The organism is Pseudomonas sp. NFR02, from assembly GCF_900119375.1.
Classification (GTDB): Bacteria; Pseudomonadota; Gammaproteobacteria; order Pseudomonadales; family Pseudomonadaceae; genus Aquipseudomonas; species Aquipseudomonas paracarnis.
In genome coordinates this window covers 948411-963217 of record NZ_FPJJ01000001.1, presented here as the reverse complement: position 1 = coordinate 963217, position 14807 = coordinate 948411, and the positions used below count along the sequence as shown (strand labels likewise).

The 14807-nt window shown below is 62.0% G+C and carries 15 protein-coding genes; 6 read left to right on the top strand and 9 right to left on the bottom strand.

Features of this window, described 5'->3' with window-relative positions:
• Nucleotides 1-191 precede the first annotated feature (191 nt).
• The 3 genes from BT199_RS04705 (at nt 192) to BT199_RS04695 (ending at nt 3293) form a co-directional block, all read left to right on the top strand.
• Complete coding sequence (locus BT199_RS04705; RefSeq protein WP_020303065.1) at nt 192-1118, top strand: AraC family transcriptional regulator; 927 nt, start codon at nt 192-194, stop codon at nt 1116-1118.
• Nucleotides 1119-1296: 178 nt separating this feature from the next.
• The gene (locus BT199_RS04700) at nt 1297-2247 is read left to right on the top strand and encodes a nucleoside-specific channel-forming protein Tsx (protein ID WP_072434026.1); all 951 of its coding nucleotides are present in this window, start codon (nt 1297-1299) and stop codon (nt 2245-2247) included.
• A gap of 14 nt (nt 2248-2261) precedes the next feature.
• Nucleotides 2262-3293, top strand: coding sequence for a purine-nucleoside phosphorylase (locus tag BT199_RS04695; protein WP_014718841.1), 1032 nt, complete (start codon nt 2262-2264; stop codon nt 3291-3293).
• Between the two features lie 110 nt (nt 3294-3403).
• Here the strand turns inward: BT199_RS04695 and BT199_RS04690 are convergent, their stop codons facing one another.
• The 6 genes from BT199_RS04690 to BT199_RS04665 all read right to left on the bottom strand — a co-directional run bounded on the left by BT199_RS04690 (nt 3404) and on the right by BT199_RS04665 (nt 6733).
• Nucleotides 3404-4363: a quinone oxidoreductase family protein gene (locus tag BT199_RS04690; RefSeq protein WP_072434025.1), complete on the bottom strand. Its 960-nt coding sequence runs from the start codon at nt 4361-4363 to the stop codon at nt 3404-3406.
• Between the two features lie 28 nt (nt 4364-4391).
• A complete protein-coding gene (locus BT199_RS04685; RefSeq protein ID WP_072434024.1) occupies nt 4392-4565 on the bottom strand; it encodes a DUF1427 family protein in 174 nt (57 codons plus the stop codon).
• Between the two features lie 69 nt (nt 4566-4634).
• A complete protein-coding gene (locus tag BT199_RS04680; protein ID WP_019816817.1) occupies nt 4635-5411 on the bottom strand; it encodes an AraC family transcriptional regulator in 777 nt (258 codons plus the stop codon).
• 114 nt (nt 5412-5525) lie between these two features.
• Complete coding sequence (locus BT199_RS04675) at nt 5526-5696, bottom strand: putative metallothionein (protein ID WP_019816816.1); 171 nt, start codon at nt 5694-5696, stop codon at nt 5526-5528.
• Between the two features lie 88 nt (nt 5697-5784).
• Nucleotides 5785-6240, bottom strand: coding sequence for a DMT family transporter (locus BT199_RS04670; protein ID WP_072434023.1), 456 nt, complete (start codon nt 6238-6240; stop codon nt 5785-5787).
• Nucleotides 6241-6244: 4 nt separating this feature from the next.
• On the bottom strand, nt 6245-6733 hold the full coding sequence (locus tag BT199_RS04665; RefSeq protein WP_072434022.1) for a DMT family transporter: 489 nt from the start codon (nt 6731-6733) through the stop codon (nt 6245-6247).
• A 119-nt stretch (nt 6734-6852) separates the two neighbouring features.
• Here BT199_RS04665 and BT199_RS04660 point away from each other — a divergent pair, with 119 nt between their 5' ends.
• Nucleotides 6853-7785: a LysR family transcriptional regulator gene (locus tag BT199_RS04660; protein ID WP_072434021.1), complete on the top strand. Its 933-nt coding sequence runs from the start codon at nt 6853-6855 to the stop codon at nt 7783-7785.
• A gap of 76 nt (nt 7786-7861) precedes the next feature.
• On the opposite strand, the gene BT199_RS04655 is transcribed toward BT199_RS04660, so the two are convergent.
• Complete coding sequence (locus tag BT199_RS04655) at nt 7862-9181, bottom strand: Nramp family divalent metal transporter (protein WP_003191984.1); 1320 nt, start codon at nt 9179-9181, stop codon at nt 7862-7864.
• Between the two features lie 42 nt (nt 9182-9223).
• Nucleotides 9224-10777 (bottom strand): DUF726 domain-containing protein, encoded by a 1554-nt coding sequence (locus BT199_RS04650; protein WP_072434020.1) that lies wholly within the window; start codon nt 10775-10777, stop codon nt 9224-9226.
• 285 nt (nt 10778-11062) lie between these two features.
• Between BT199_RS04650 and BT199_RS04640 the strand changes: the two genes are divergently transcribed.
• Complete coding sequence (locus BT199_RS04640; protein WP_072434019.1) at nt 11063-12058, top strand: GlxA family transcriptional regulator; 996 nt, start codon at nt 11063-11065, stop codon at nt 12056-12058.
• A 111-nt stretch (nt 12059-12169) separates the two neighbouring features.
• Complete coding sequence (locus tag BT199_RS04635) at nt 12170-13369, top strand: NAD(P)/FAD-dependent oxidoreductase (protein WP_072434018.1); 1200 nt, start codon at nt 12170-12172, stop codon at nt 13367-13369.
• 169 nt (nt 13370-13538) lie between these two features.
• On the opposite strand, the gene BT199_RS04630 is transcribed toward BT199_RS04635, so the two are convergent.
• Entirely contained in the window at nt 13539-14729 is a 1191-nt protein-coding gene (locus tag BT199_RS04630; protein ID WP_038450480.1) for a sugar transporter, read from the bottom strand.
• Nucleotides 14730-14807 lie beyond the last annotated feature (78 nt).

The window sequence follows — 14807 nt, the reverse complement described above, 5'->3', positions numbered from 1 at the left end:
TTTGTTGTTGAGCCTCGATTACAGCAGCTTGGCCTGCCGCCTCACAAACGGCTGGCGAATGCGCGGCTGATACTTTTTTAACCTGAGGCACAGGATCAAAAAAGTATCAGCCTCAGGTGAAACCGGGGCTAGCGCACCGATTGCCAGTGCGGGTATTTTGGGAAAATTGCACCACCACAAGAGGCAGCATCATGCCCGTCAGCCCCGCCACCCTGTTCGAGCATCGCCCTGCGGAGCTTGAGGTGATCCTGACCGAACCGGAACATGGTTTTCGCTGGTTCGAACATGACTATCCCTATGAACTGGCACGCTGGAACCACCACCCTGAATTCGAAATCCACCTGATCCGCCAAGGCAGCGGCAAGCTGGTGGCGGGCGACTATATCGGTGCGTTCAGCGCCGGGCATGTCGCACTGATCGGCCCTGACCTGCCTCACGACTGGATCGGCGACCTGGCCCCCGGCGAATACCTGCACGGGCGTGATGTGGTGCTCCAATTCGACGGCGCCGCCCTGCTCGCTCTGCGCACCACCCTGCCGGAACTGGGCGAGTTACAGGCGTTGTTTGAACAGGCGCGACGCGGCCTCGAATTCACCGGAGCAACCGCCACACACGCCGCCAGGCTGATGGAGGCCATCGGCAATGCCCATGGTCTGCAACGCCTGACCCTATTTCTGCAACTGCTCGATACGCTGAAGAACGCCCCGCCCTCACAGGCCAAGACCCTGGCCAGCCCGTGCTACGCACCGACCCTGGATGCGCGCAGCGCCGAACGTATCAACAAGGCGCTTGACTACCTGATGCGGGAACTGACCGGCGATGTACGCCTGTCGGACATCGCCCGGCAGCTGGACATGAGCGAACCTGGCTTTTCGCGGTTTTTCAAACGCAACACCGGCCACGGCTTTATCGACCTGATGCGCAAGTTCCGCGTGCAGCGTGCCTGCCGCTTGCTGTTGCACAGCCAGATGTCAGTGGCGGACATCTGCTTTGAGGTGGGTTACGCCAACCTGTCGAATTTCAATCGCCACTTTCGTATCGAAATGCACCAGACGCCGAGTGAGTACCGGCGGCAGGCCGGATTGCCGATGTTCAGCCCCATCGCCTCTGCGGGATGACATCAATCCCAGTGTTTTCCTGACCAAAGCGTCGGCTAATTGCTCTTTTTTCTAAACAGTTCAAGCCATTGACCCAAGTTGGTACAACCTGTGCAAACGTTTGCGGAACGAACTTGACCGCCAAGTTCACTCCTCCCCGTCGAATCGGGTTTAAACCGCGTAAGAATAAGGACTTTCAATGCAACCCACCTCAAAGCCTCGTGCCGGTCTTGGCGTTTCGTTGCTACTGGCCGCCGTTACGGGAGTACTCAGTGCACCCATTTTGGCGCAGGAAAAGCCCGTGGATGACTCAGCACAGGGCGAAACCCTCAGCCCTGAAGCCAACCCCCCGGCGAAAAAAGGCGTGTATCTGTCCGAGTGGTTCAACCAGGACCTCACGCTGATCGGCAGCAAAGACATCAGTTTCGGCCCCAAGCCTCAAGATGACGTCTACCTGGAATACGAGTACTTCGGGCGCAAGGGCCCCTTTGAGTTGTACGGCTATATCGATGTACCGAAGATCCTCACCATCGGTAACAGTAATGACAAAGGTGTGTGGGACCATGGCTCGCCGGTGTTCATGGAGCATGAACCGCGGATCTCCATCGACTACCTCGCAGGACGCAGCCTGGCAATTGGCCCATTCAAGGAATGGTATGTGGCCTTTGACTGGATCTACGACCACGGCAGCCGCAAGGAAAACCGCGCCAACACCCTGTACAGCGGCCTGGGTACCGATATCGACACCCATTCGAGGGTCAACCTGTCGGCCAATTTCTACGGGCGCTACCAGTGGGAAAACTACGGCGCCAGCAATGAGTATTCCTGGGACGGCTACCGAGCGCAGATGAAGTACATCGTGCCCATCGGCAAGTTCGACAACGGCGCCTCGCTGACCTACATCGGTTTCACCAACTACGATTTCGGCTCGGACCTGCACAAGGACAACCCGGCGCGCACCGCCAATTCCCTGGTGGCCACCAACGTGTTGCTGTACTCGTTTACCCATCTGCGCTTTACCCTGGTCGGCCGTTACTTTCACAACGGCGGCAACTGGGAGGACGGCAGCGAGTTGAATTTCGGCGAAGGCAACTTCCGCGCACGCTCAGACGGCTGGGGTTACTACGCCGGCGTGGGCTATCAATTCTGATCAAGGAGCTGTAGATGAACGCATTGACCCGTGTCTCGCTGGCCTTCGGCCTGGCCCTATTGCCCCACATGGTGCTGGCGGATAGCCCAGCACCGATCAAACCCAAGGTGATGCTGATCACCATGTTTGCCCCCGAGGCGCAAACCTGGATCGACCGCCTCGAACTTAAACAAGAAGTACGCGTTCCAGGCTTGTCCGCCGAATATCCAGTGATTCGCTGCAACAACCAGGACGTGTGCCTGCTGGTGACCGGCATGGGCCAGACCAACGCTGCCGCATCTACCCTGGCCCTGGCCTTGTCGCCCAAGTTCGACCTGCGCCAGAGCTACTTCCTGATCGCCGGGATCGCCGGCATCAACCCCAAGCACGGCACCATCGGTACCGCCGCCTGGGCCCATTACCTGGTGGAGTTCGGCACGCAGTGGGAGCTGGATTCACGGGATGCACCCAAGGACTGGCCGACGGGCTATATCGGGATCAACACCAAGGGGCCCAACGAAAAACCTCCGCTGGACTACAAGACCGAAGTGTTTGAGCTCAACCAAAAGCTGCAAGCCAAGGCGTTTGCCTTGTCGCACAAGGTGGAGCTGACAGAAAGCACAGAGTCCGCCGCCTGGCGCAAACACTACCCCGCCGCCCCGGCCAACCAGCCGCCGCAAGTCACCCGCTGCGACACCCTGGCGGGCAACACTTGGTTTTCCGGCACGCGGTTGAGCGAACGTGCCGAAGTCTGGACCCAGTTGCTCACCGACAACAAAGGCGAATACTGCACCACCCAACAGGAGGACAACTCCACCTACGAAGCGCTGCTGCGCGCCAGCCGCGAAGGCTTGGTGGATATCCAGCGTCTGGCCGTGGTGCGCGCAGGCTCTGACTTTGACCGGCCTTACCCTGGCTACAGCGAAGTGGACAACCTGCTCAAGTATGCCGATCAGGGTGGGTTTGTACCGGCGCTGGAAAACCTGTACCGCACGGGCAACCCGTTGGTCCAGGCGATTGTGAAGAACTGGTCGGCGTGGGAAAAAGGCGTTCCCGAAACCGAATAAAGATCAACACTGTGGGAGCGGGCTTGCTCGCGAATGCAGAGTGTCAGTCGATATATAGGTGACTGATGCACCGCATTCGCGAGCAAGCCCGCTCCCACATTTCTATCCCATCAGGGCAGGAAAATGATTTTGTCTGGGCTGTCGTTGTTCACTTCTGCATAGCACTGAACACCCTCCACCAACGCCACTTCACGCAACCCCGTAGGCAGCGGCAACAGGCCTTCATCAAAGAAGCGCCCAAACGCCTCCAGCATCACCGCGCATTGTTCGCAGCTATAGAGCAAAGAGTTGATCCCCACCACCGACCCGCCCTTACGGTACAGCGCCAGGGCCGGTAACTGCACGTGGCCGTCAACCGGGGCGGCGATGATGGCGATGCGGCCGAACGGTGCCAGCCCCGCCACCGCGGCGGGCAGCCAGAAACCGGTAGTGTCAAAGATCACGTCGGCGCCGCCATTGAACACGGCCTGCACTTGCGCGCCCAGTTCCTCCGGCTTGCCCAAGGCAATCGCCTCCAGCCCTTGGGCCTGTAACAACTCGAGCTGATCGGCCTTGCGCACGGCCGCCAATACCTGCGCACCGCGTATCTTCGCCAGCGCCAACGCCGCACTGCCGACCGCGCCGTTGGCGCCGATCACCAGCAAGCGCGTGCCCTTGCCAACGCCGCTGCGCTCCAGGGCGTCCCAGGCGGTGGTAAAGGGCACACCGAGGCTGGCCGCCTGGGCAAAGCTCAAGTGCGTGGGTTTGTGCGCTACGCCCTTGGCTGACACGCGCAGGTATTGGGCATGGGAACCGTCAGCGAAAAACCCCAGGTCACGACCGGTGCCCCAAACCTCCTGGCCGAGCAATGCCTGCGGGCCTTCCACCACCACGCCTGCGAAGTCACGCCCAGGGATGCGTGGCAGCGTGGTGTAGGGGAAACGGCCAAGCACGTTTTTGACGTCGCTGGGGTTCAGGCCCGCCGCGTTGACCTTGACCAACACTTCGTCGGCAGACGGTACCGGCATGGGCACCTCCACCAGGCGCAGGTGGGCGAGGTCGCCGGTGTCGGTAAATTGCAGTGCGTTCATAGAGGGCATCCGTGGAAGGGAAAAGGGATCAGGACAACCAACCACTGACCAACTGCCGCACCATGGGCCAGAGCTTTTCGCCGAGCAGCATGCCCATCAGGCCGACCAGTGCGATAGCGGGCGGTGCAGGCGAGCGGAAGTCCAGCGCGCCGTAGATCACGCCGACAAACAGGCCGATGGCCAAGGAAATCAAATAGCTCATGAAGGCTGCGCCCGGTGGATTGATGGGCTCAGTCTAGGGCGCACCTACCGTGGGTATCGGCCAAGTGCTTCAGGATTTCGGCCAACTCCGGTACTGCGACGGCGACACGCCCAATTCGCGTCGGAACATGTCGCTGAAGCTGCTGGGCGAGTAACCCAGGGTGCGCGCTATGCCGCTCACCGACTGGCCTTGGATCAACTCCGCAGCCGCCGTGGCCAACTGCACCTGACGGCGCCACTGGGCAAACCCCATGCCCAGGTGCTGCTGGAACAGCCGCGCCAGGGTGCGCACGCTGGCGCCCGCTGCCTCGGCGTGCTGTTCGAACGGGATGTCCAGGGAAGGCGCAGCCATGACCGCCTGGCACGCATTGATCAGCCGACGATCCGCCGCCACCGGCATGGCGATGCGAATAGGCGAGCGCCGTGCGCGTTGCAACTCCAACAGAGCCAGGCCCACCACAGCGTCATAGTAAACCGCATCACCGTGATCACCCTGCTCGACCAAGGTCACGATCAACTCCCGCAACAAGCGGCCCACTTCGATGACCTGCACCTGGCTGTCCAGCGTCGCCGCCAACGCCGGGCGCAGGTAGATATTGCGCATCTGCAAATCGGAGACCACACGGATCCCGTGCTCCACCCCCGGCGGCAACCACACTGCACGCTGGGGCGGCACTACCAGGGCTTCGCGGGGCGTCTCGACCCACATCACACCGCTCATGGCGTAGAGCAACTGGCCCCAATCGTGGCTGTGCGGTTCTACGTACAACCCACGCGGGTAGGTACGCGCCAACGGCTGCACGGGAACGGCGTGATCACTAAGGTCGGGGGGCGCGGCCAGGGCCATGGCGGTACACATCAAACAAGGACGGGCGACCATGGTAAAGACTGGTCGCCGGCAAGCGAACTGTTTTTACTCATCCTGCAGGCACCGGGTGCCCGGGCCTGCAGGTCAATCCTGTCAACCGTGGGCCGACTTGGCGCATTCGCATCCCGTCGCCGCCGCGCAGGGTTCACCGTGAGCATGGTGCTCGGCACAGCCCTGGCAGCAATAGCCCTTGCCGTCTTTCATTATTGCGTCAGCGCCCAGGACACATTTGCAGTGAGGGCAAGCACAGGTTTGATCTGGCATGGTCAGACTCCTTGTTCATGGTCGTCCGATGCGGCGAGCGCCGCACCTTAAGCAGTGACCCTGGGCAAGCAAGCATGGTTCAGCGCCGTCAGTCGGCCCGGCGCCTATTACTGCGGTACATGAACACCAACGCCAGGGCGAGCAACAGCATCGCGAGGATACGACTGCCCGACAGCTCGATCGCCGGGTTGCCCAGCCAGCCAAAGTTGTCGATCAACATGCCCATGCCCAGTTGCCCGACAATCACGGCCACCGTGGCGACGGCCGTACCGACCACCGGCACCGCGCCGACCATCACCATCATGTACACCACGCCAAACAGGGCACCGGTCAATTGCCACTTTGGCACCTCCAGCAGGCTGACGGCCTGGGCCGGCTCGAAGAAAAATATCAACAACGCCGTGGTCAGCGCGCCCACCGCGAAAGTCAACAGACTGCTGCGCAACACTCCCACAGTCTGGCCCAGACGCCCATTGATAGCGGCCTGCACACTCAGCACCGCCCCCGCCGCAATCACCATCACCAACAACATAAACAGATTCATCGCCTTAGCCTCGTGCAATCAGAACCAGTGCCGCCACAATCAACGCCAACGCGATCCAGCGCTCGCCATTGACCCGTTTGCGCGCGGTGCCGAACCAGCCGAAGTGGTCGATCAACACACTCTTGCCCACCTGGCCCGAGAGAATCGCGATCATGGTCATCGCGATGCCGATGTGCGGTGTAGCCAGGGTCAACACCACTACATACATCGGCCCCAGAAACCCGACGATCAACTGCCAGCGCGGCAGCTGCGTGAATGCCGGGCCCTTTTGCGGGCCGCTGAACAGCAGCAGTAAAAACAGAATCGCCGTGCCAACGCCAAAGATGCTCAACGTCGCCCACAAATGCCCGACCTGCGCGCCCAATGGCCCGAGCAACCCGGCCTCCACCGACAGGCCCATGCCCGCCAGAATCACCAACGGCAACAGCAGCAGCCGTAAAAGGTTGTTGCTCGGCCTGGCCTGCGCCAGGCCTTCGGTAGAACGTGCCTGCATACATCACCCGTGTATCAAAAAAGGAAAAACATGGCGCGCATTATCCGGTGGTCGCGCTGTGCGATAAATGGGAGTATGCGGACAACACCTTTGCGCAAAACGCACAGCCTGGAGAGATGATGCAGGGCTTGAATGAACTGAGTTTCAAGGCGCTACGCCTGTTTGTGGCCGTGCTGGACCAGGGCAGCTTTTCCGAAGTGGCCCGCCGCGAAAGCCTGGCGCCCTCCTCCATTTCGCGGCAGATTCAACTGATGGAACAGGCCGTCGGCCAGCAATTGCTCTACCGCCATACGCGTGCCGTCAGCCCCACCGAAGCCGGCCGCCTGCTGGGCCGCCACGCACGCTTGCTACTGGAGCAATTGGAGACGGCGAACCAGGCCCTGCAGGAGCAAGACAGCGAGCCCAGCGGCCTGGTGCGCATCAACGCGCCCATGGTGTTCGGCCAGCGCCACCTTGCACCCTGGCTGGGAGCGCTGTGCCGGCGCTACCCGAAGTTGCAGTTGGATATCCAGCAAACCGACACCTTCGTCGACCCGCTGCAAGATGGCACCGACCTGCTGTTTCGTATTGGCGTGCTCAATGACTCGGGCATGCAGGCGCGCATCTTCGCGCCGCAACGCTTTCGCATCGCGGCCAGCCCTGCTTACCTGGCCCAACATGGCACGCCGCGCCACCCTGACGAACTGGCCCACCACCATTGCCTGGCCTACAAAGGCATCACCGGTCAGCAGCGCTGGTTCTTCCGCCGCGGCCAAGGCAACTGGACTGCCTACAGCGTCAGCGGCCCCATCACCGGCAACCACGCCGACACCCTCACCCACGCCGCCGAACAAGGCCTGGGCCTGGTGGTGTTTCCTTCCTGGCTGATTGGCGAAAGCCTGCGCGCCGGTACCTTGCAGGCGGTGCTGAGTGAGTACGAGGTCGCGACAACCCTGGAGCCCCAACAGATCGCTGCGTTGTGGCCGGGCAGCCGCAGGCTGTCGCTGAAGGTGCGCACGGTGATCGACTATTTCGTGGAGTGTTTTGGGACGGTGCCGTATTGGGATCGGTGAGTGTGACCGCCCCCTGACGGAGCGCAAACTGTTCGAAGGCCGGGTTGAGAAAAAGAGCACATGACTCAACCCTGGCTCAGAACAACCACTGCCCGATCAACCACGCATTCGCCCCACTGATCACCGCGAACAGAAACCACGCCAGCAGCCGCGTGGGCAACCGGTTGACGAACGGCCCCATCAATTGCTTGTCGCCGGTCATGCGGATCAACGGGTACAACGCAAAGGGCAATTGCAGGCTCAGTACCACCTGGCTGAGAATCAGCAGCTTGCCGATAGCATCGTCACCCATCAGCCATACCCCGAGAAACGCCGGGATCAGCGCCAGCCCACGGGTAATCAGGCGGCGCTGCCAGCAGGGTATGCGCAGGTTGAGGTAACCCTCCATAATCACTTGCCCGGCGATGGTGCCGGTAAAGGTCGAACTCTGGCCCGAAGCCAGCAAGGCGATACCGAACAGGATGCTGGCGAAAGCACCGCCGACCAAGGGGTCGAGCAGGTGATAGGCGTCCTGGATTTCCACCACATCGGTATGGCCGGTCTTGTAGAAGGCCGCTGCGGCTAGCACCAGGATCGCGGCGTTGACCAACAGCGCCAAGGCCAGGGAGCCGATGGTATCGATACGCGCCAGCTTGACTGCATCCTGCTTGCTCGCCAGGTCCTTGCCGATCAGGCGGGTCTGCACGATAGAGGTGTGCAGGTAGAGGTTATGGGGCATGACCGTGGCGCCGAGGATGCCGATGGCCAGGTACAACGGCGCCGCATCGCTGATGGCCGACAGTGACGGGGTGAACCCGCTGAGCACGTCGGGCCAGTAGGGTTTGATCAGCACCAGTTCGATGAAAAAGCACACGCCGATGGTGGCGACCAGCGCTAGCATGATCGCTTCCAGGCGCCGAAAACCGCGATTTTGCAGGGCCAGGATCAACAGCGTGTCGAATGCAGTGATGACAATGCCGGTGGTCAGCGACACGCCCAGCAACAGGTGAAACGCCAGGGCGCAGCCGAGCACTTCGGCAAGGTCTGTGGCGATGATGGAGATTTCCGCCAACACCCACTGGGTACGAGCAGAGCGCTGGCTGTAGCGCTCACGACACAGTTGCGCCAGGTCCTTGCCAGTGGCGATGCCCAGCCGCGAACACAGGCATTGCACCGCCATCCCCGCCAGGCTGGCCAGCAGCACCACAAACAACAGGCTATAGCCGTAGCGTGAACCGGCCTCAATGGCCGTTGCCCAGTTGCCGGGGTCCATATAGCCGATGGAGATCAACAGGCCGGGGCCAGCGAACATCAGCACCCGTTTAAAAAACGAGGCCTTGGGATCAACAGCGACAGAGCCGGCCACTTCCGGCGGGCAGAACGGGGCGGTGGCGATTTTCGGCAGGCTGAATTTCACGCGGTATTCCAGGCAAATACACAAGACTTGGGCAGCAGCTTATCAGTCGGTGGCGACGGTGCGCATCACCGTGTCTCGCGGCAGGTCAAACGCTTCCACCACTTGCACCACCAGCTCCAGTTCCTGGTTGAGCGCCTCGCGCTCCATGCGTTGGCGGATCACGCCGACCACCAGTACCGCCAAGGTGGTGATCGAATACGCCGGGCCGGAAAACGCCCGAACGCCGCTGACCAGCAACATCGCCGCAGCCAGCGCCTGGCCCACTACCGGAATCGCCGTGGCCGCACCGCGCCGCAGGATAAACCCGGTCAGCCCGGCCAACGCCGTGCCGCTCAAGGCTGCGGTAGCCGAACGGCCCACATCCAAGCGGTTGAACAACCCCTGCTCTTTTTGTGCCGCCGCCTTGAGCTCGGCCTCGAACGCCTGACGATCAGCGCGGCTGAGTTTGTCCTTGTACTGCTCGATCAGTGTTTCTGCGACCTGCCCTTCGATCTCGGCAAGCGCCACATGCTCAAGTGGTTGGTCGAACTTGATGCCCAGGCGTTGCGCCACATCTTCGGCAATCTGGCGATAGCCCACGCCATGGCCACGGGCCAGGTTCATAAAGCTATCACCGCCCATGCGCTGCAATTCAATGGCCAGTTTCAACGGCTCACGCACACTGGCATCAATCGCGGCACTGCGCTTTTGCGCCATCAGTTCGGCAAGAAACTTCAGCTCCTCCGGCCGCGCTTGCACCAACGCCGGGTACAGGTCCACGTCTGCTTCGGCAAACCGCACGTCACTGCTGCGCGAGTCCACACGGATCATGCCGCGCCGTTCCTGCAGCAAATCGGTGTACTGCACCACCGTCTTCAACTGCGGCCAATAGGCGGCATGATCGAAGCTGGCCAGGTGCACATTGGTGACCTTGGCCTTGAGCGCGGGCGTCACGTCAATCGCATAGCGGCCGATGCAACGCTCGGTATCGGGCTTCATGGCCAGCGCCCAGTCCTTGCTGGAATGGCAGTTGATCAACCGCCCCTTCAGCGGCGCCGACACCTCGTCCCAGGGGCTCGAGGTACAGATCGCCCCACCCATCAACAACAGGTTATTCAACGGCAGTTCGCGAGCGATCTCGGGGCTGGCCAGCAGGCTCTTGACCAGAATGCGTGCGCCCAGGGAATGGCCGATCAGGTTGATGCGCCGCACCGGCAGCGCCTGGTTGTGCAGGTAGCCGGCCAGTTCGGGCAACAAGGTCTTGGCCACTTCATCCACCCGTGCCTCGACACTTTTGTAATGGTCGAGAAAATAGGCAATAGCCTTGCCCACGCCCACCGTCGCCGCGCCCAGGCCGCCACCGCCGAGCAGCGAGGCGAGCACGTCCTTGAACGGTGCAAACAGGTTTTCCAGAAAATGCCCCGCCGGCCAGAACAGCATCAAGTTGGTCGAACCTTCGATACCCGCCAACTGCTGCTTGAAGTTGCCCAGTTGCTGGCGGTTGAAGAACGCCGAGTAACCGTGAACATAGAGATTGAGCACATCCCCCTGGGGCTCGCCACACAGGACGAACGTGGGCTTGCGGGTGCGGTGCATTTCATCCCACTGGTGTTGCATAGGGCGGCGACTCCGGTTGACGGGATGGCGATAGTAACAAACAGAGGCGATCAGAACGGTGAATCCTGACCGACGTTTGCAGAAGGGCCTGGCCAAAACAGTATTCAACCAAGACCAAACGCTGCGCGACTGCTTAAACTGTCTGGGGGGCATGGTAAAACAGCGCCCTGCCCCTTTACCGGAGACCACTGTCATGACGTCCAAAGTTGAACAACTCAAGCCATTTACCAGGGGCATGGGTGCACACTTGCGCACCTTGAGCCAGATCGAGCAACTGGCCAGCGTATGACCCTACTCTCCCCATTGGCCCAACCGCGCACCTTGGTGTTCCTGACGTATCCGCAGATGGGTTTGCTCGACCTGACCGGCGCGCAAACGGTGTTCTGGGCCGCCACCAAGGCCATGGACGAACGCGGTTTGCAAGGTTATGTGCTGCACAATGCCAGCCTGGCGGGCGGGCTGATGCCAACCGCCGAAGGCTTGAGCGTCGACACTGTGGCTTTAGCGCAGTTGGACCCAGCCACCATCGACACCCTGGTGGTACCCGGCGCGCCCGCCATTGAGCAAGCCATGCTGGACAATACTGCGCTGGTGGACTGGCTGCGCAACGCCTCCGGTCAGGCGCGACGTACCGCGTCGGTGTGCAGCGGCACGTTTTTGCTGGCGTTGGCGGGCTTGCTGGAGGGTCGCCGCGCGGCGACGCATTGGGCCATGTGCGAGCTGCTCAAGCAACGCTTCCCGAGCATCGAGGTGGACGTGGACGCGATCTTCGTGCAGCAGGGCCAGGTGTGGACCTCGGCGGGCGTCAGTGCCGGGATCGACCTGGCGCTCGCGCTGGTGGAGGCCGACTGCGGGCGCGAAGTGGCGCTGCAAGTGGCACGCGAACTGGTGGTGTTCCTCAAGCGCCCGGGTGGCCAGGCGCAGTTCAGCCAGGTGCTGCAAGCGCAAACCGCCGACAGCGCCGGCTTTGATGCGCTGCATGCCTGGATCAGCGACAACCTGCGCGACAGTGACCTCAGCGTCGAACGCTTGGCCGCGCAGAGCCATATGAGCCCACGCAATTTTGCCCGGGTCTATAAGCAAAAAACCGGTCGCACCCCGGCCAAGGCCATTGAGCTGTTTCGCATGGAAGCGGCGCGCCGCATGCTTGAAGACTCACAGCGCAGCATCGAGCAGATCGCCGGGCTGTGCGGGTTTGGCGACGAAGAAAACATGCGCTGCACCTTCCACCGCCACCTGGCCATCTCACCGCGCGACTACCGCGAGCGCTTTTCCCGCTAGGCCGGCAGAGGTGGCAGTCATCCAGGGTTATATGTCCTTTCGGACAGGCCCTGCTGCTTTTACAGTGATCCGGCAATGCCTTGCGGCTTATCTGGTCTCTGGAGCAACCCCATGAAACAACACATTCTGATCATTGGCGCCGGGTTCGGTGGCGTGTGGAGCGCCTTGAGCGCGGCTCGGCTACTGGATAAACACGACCGCAACGATGTGCGCATCAGCCTGCTCGCCCCCCAAGCGGAGCTGCGTATCCGCCCGCGGTTCTACGAGCGCGATGTACATACCATGCTGGCCCCGCTTGATGCGCTGTTCGACGCTGTGGGCGTGACCTTTGTGCAAGGCGCTGCCGACAGCATCGACGCCACTAATAAGCAAGTGACCTACCGCAACGCGGCCGGCATCCCGTCCACCCTCGCCTACGATCGCCTGGTAGTGGCCGCCGGCAGCCGCTTGAACCGCCCCGGCATGGACGGCATCGAGCAAGTGTTCGATGTGGATCAGATCGAAGACGCCGCGCACCTTGAAGCCCATATCAACGCCCTGAAAAACCTGCCCGACAGCCCGGCCCGCAATACCGTGGTGGTGGCCGGCGGCGGCTTCACCGGTATCGAGACCGCCACCGAAATGCCGGCGCGCCTGCGTGCGGCGCTGGGTGAAACGGCCAACATCCGTGTGATCGTGGTCGACCGCGGGCCGCAGATTGCCGCGTCGATGGGCGACGGCATACGCCCCTCGATCATCGAAGCCAGCCGCGAGCTGGGGATTGAATGGGTACTGAACACCTCGGTCGCCTCGGTGGATGCCGGTGGCGTGACCCTGGCAGATGGGCAGCGGATTGAATCAAGCACCGTGATCTGGACCATCGGCTTTCGCGCCAACCCGCTGACCGAACAGGTTGAGGGCACCCGCGATCCCCAGGGCCGCCTGCACGTGGACGCCCACCTCAAGGTCAAGGGCCAGGCTGCCATCTTCGCCGCCGGGGACGTGGCCTACGCCGCCACAGACGCGCTGGGCAACTTCGCTGCCATGTCCTGCCAGCACGCCATCGCCCTGGGCCGCTACGCCGGCAACAACGTCGCCGCCGATCTGATCGGCGTGGCCCCCATGGCCTACAGCCAACCCAAATACGTGACCTGCCTCGACCTCGGCGCTTGGGGCGCGGTGTACACCGAAGGCTGGGACCGTCAGCTCAAGCTGGTGGGCCAGGAAGCCAAGGAACTCAAACAGCAGATCAATAGCGTGTGGATCTACCCACCGGCGGCGGATAGAGCAGTGGCACTGGCGGCGGCGGATCCATTGATTCCGGTGGCGTAGGACAGTCAGTTAAGCGAACGCGTTGCTCAAGGCAGTGAAGATCAAATGTGGGAGCTGGCTTGCCTGCGAAAGCGGTCGCGCAGCAACAAATGCAGTGGCTGACACACCGCCATCGCAGGCAAGCCAGCTCCCACATTAAGTCTGCAGTTATCCGGTGGATACGGGGCGATCAGCTTGGCATCGGGGCACCACCCAGCCCAAACCGCCGAATCGCCAGGCAATACCCCACCAACGCCAACCCCGCCAGCAAACCGCCCGCCGCGCCGATCCAGGCGAAGCCGAAGTGGCTGCCGACCCAGCTGCCCATCAACGCGCCGCCGCCGATGCCGATGTTGTAGATCCCGGAAAACATCGCCATGGCCACATCCGTGGCATCCGGTGCCAGCACCAGCACCTTGGACTGCATGGCCAGGCCAAAGCCCATGATCGCCATGCCCCAGAAAATACTCAGCCCCACCAGGTAAGACTCGGCGCCGCTCAACGGCAGCATCAGCGCCAGGCACGCGGCGAGGATAGACACTGCGCCGATCACGAACAGGTGGGGGTTGAGGCGATGCACCAGGCTGAACAACAACGAGCCGATGATGCCAGCACCACCGAACACCAGCAGGATCAGGGTCACGGCACTGCCGCCCAGGCCGGCGACGCCTTCGACGAAGGGTTCGATGTAGCTGTAGGCGGTGAATTGCGCGGTAACGGTCATTGCGGTCAGCACATAGAGCGCCACCAGCGCAGGACGCTTGAACAGCAGCGGCAGACTGCGCAGGGAGCCGGAGTTCTGGCTGGGCAGCAGCGGCAAGGTGCGCCCCAGCCAGAACACCAGGGCGGCGGCGAACGCGGCGATCACCAGGAAGGTAGTGCGCCAGCCCATGGCCTCGCCCAACAGGCGGCCCAAGGGAATGCCCAACACCATCGCCAGGGATGTGCCGGTGGCCAGCAAGCCAAGGGCCTGCACCTGCTTGCCCTCTGGCGCCAAGCGTACAGCCAGCGAAGCCGTGATCGACCAGAACAACGCATGGGCCAGGGCGATGCCGACCCGACTGACCATCAGCAAGCCGAAGCTGGTGGCGACGCTGGAGAGGATATGGCTGGCGATAAACAGACCGAACAGCACAATCAACAATTTGCGCCGTTCGACGTTGCGGGTCAGCAGCATCACCGGCAGCGAGGTCAGCGACACGATCCACGCATAAATGGTGAGCATCAGGCCGACGCTGGCCACGGGCATATCAAAGCTGGCACCAATGGCGCTGAGCAGCCCGACGGGGACAAATTCTGTGGTATTGAACACAAACGCGGCCAGCGCAAGGGCGATGACCGGTTGCCAATTGGCTTGTGGGGTTGCGGCTGAAAGGCTCATTGACGGGCGCGGTACTCTGACGGTGATCAAGCGGCCACCCAGGACAAGCGCCGCCGCCGAGCATTCTATAGGTTTCTC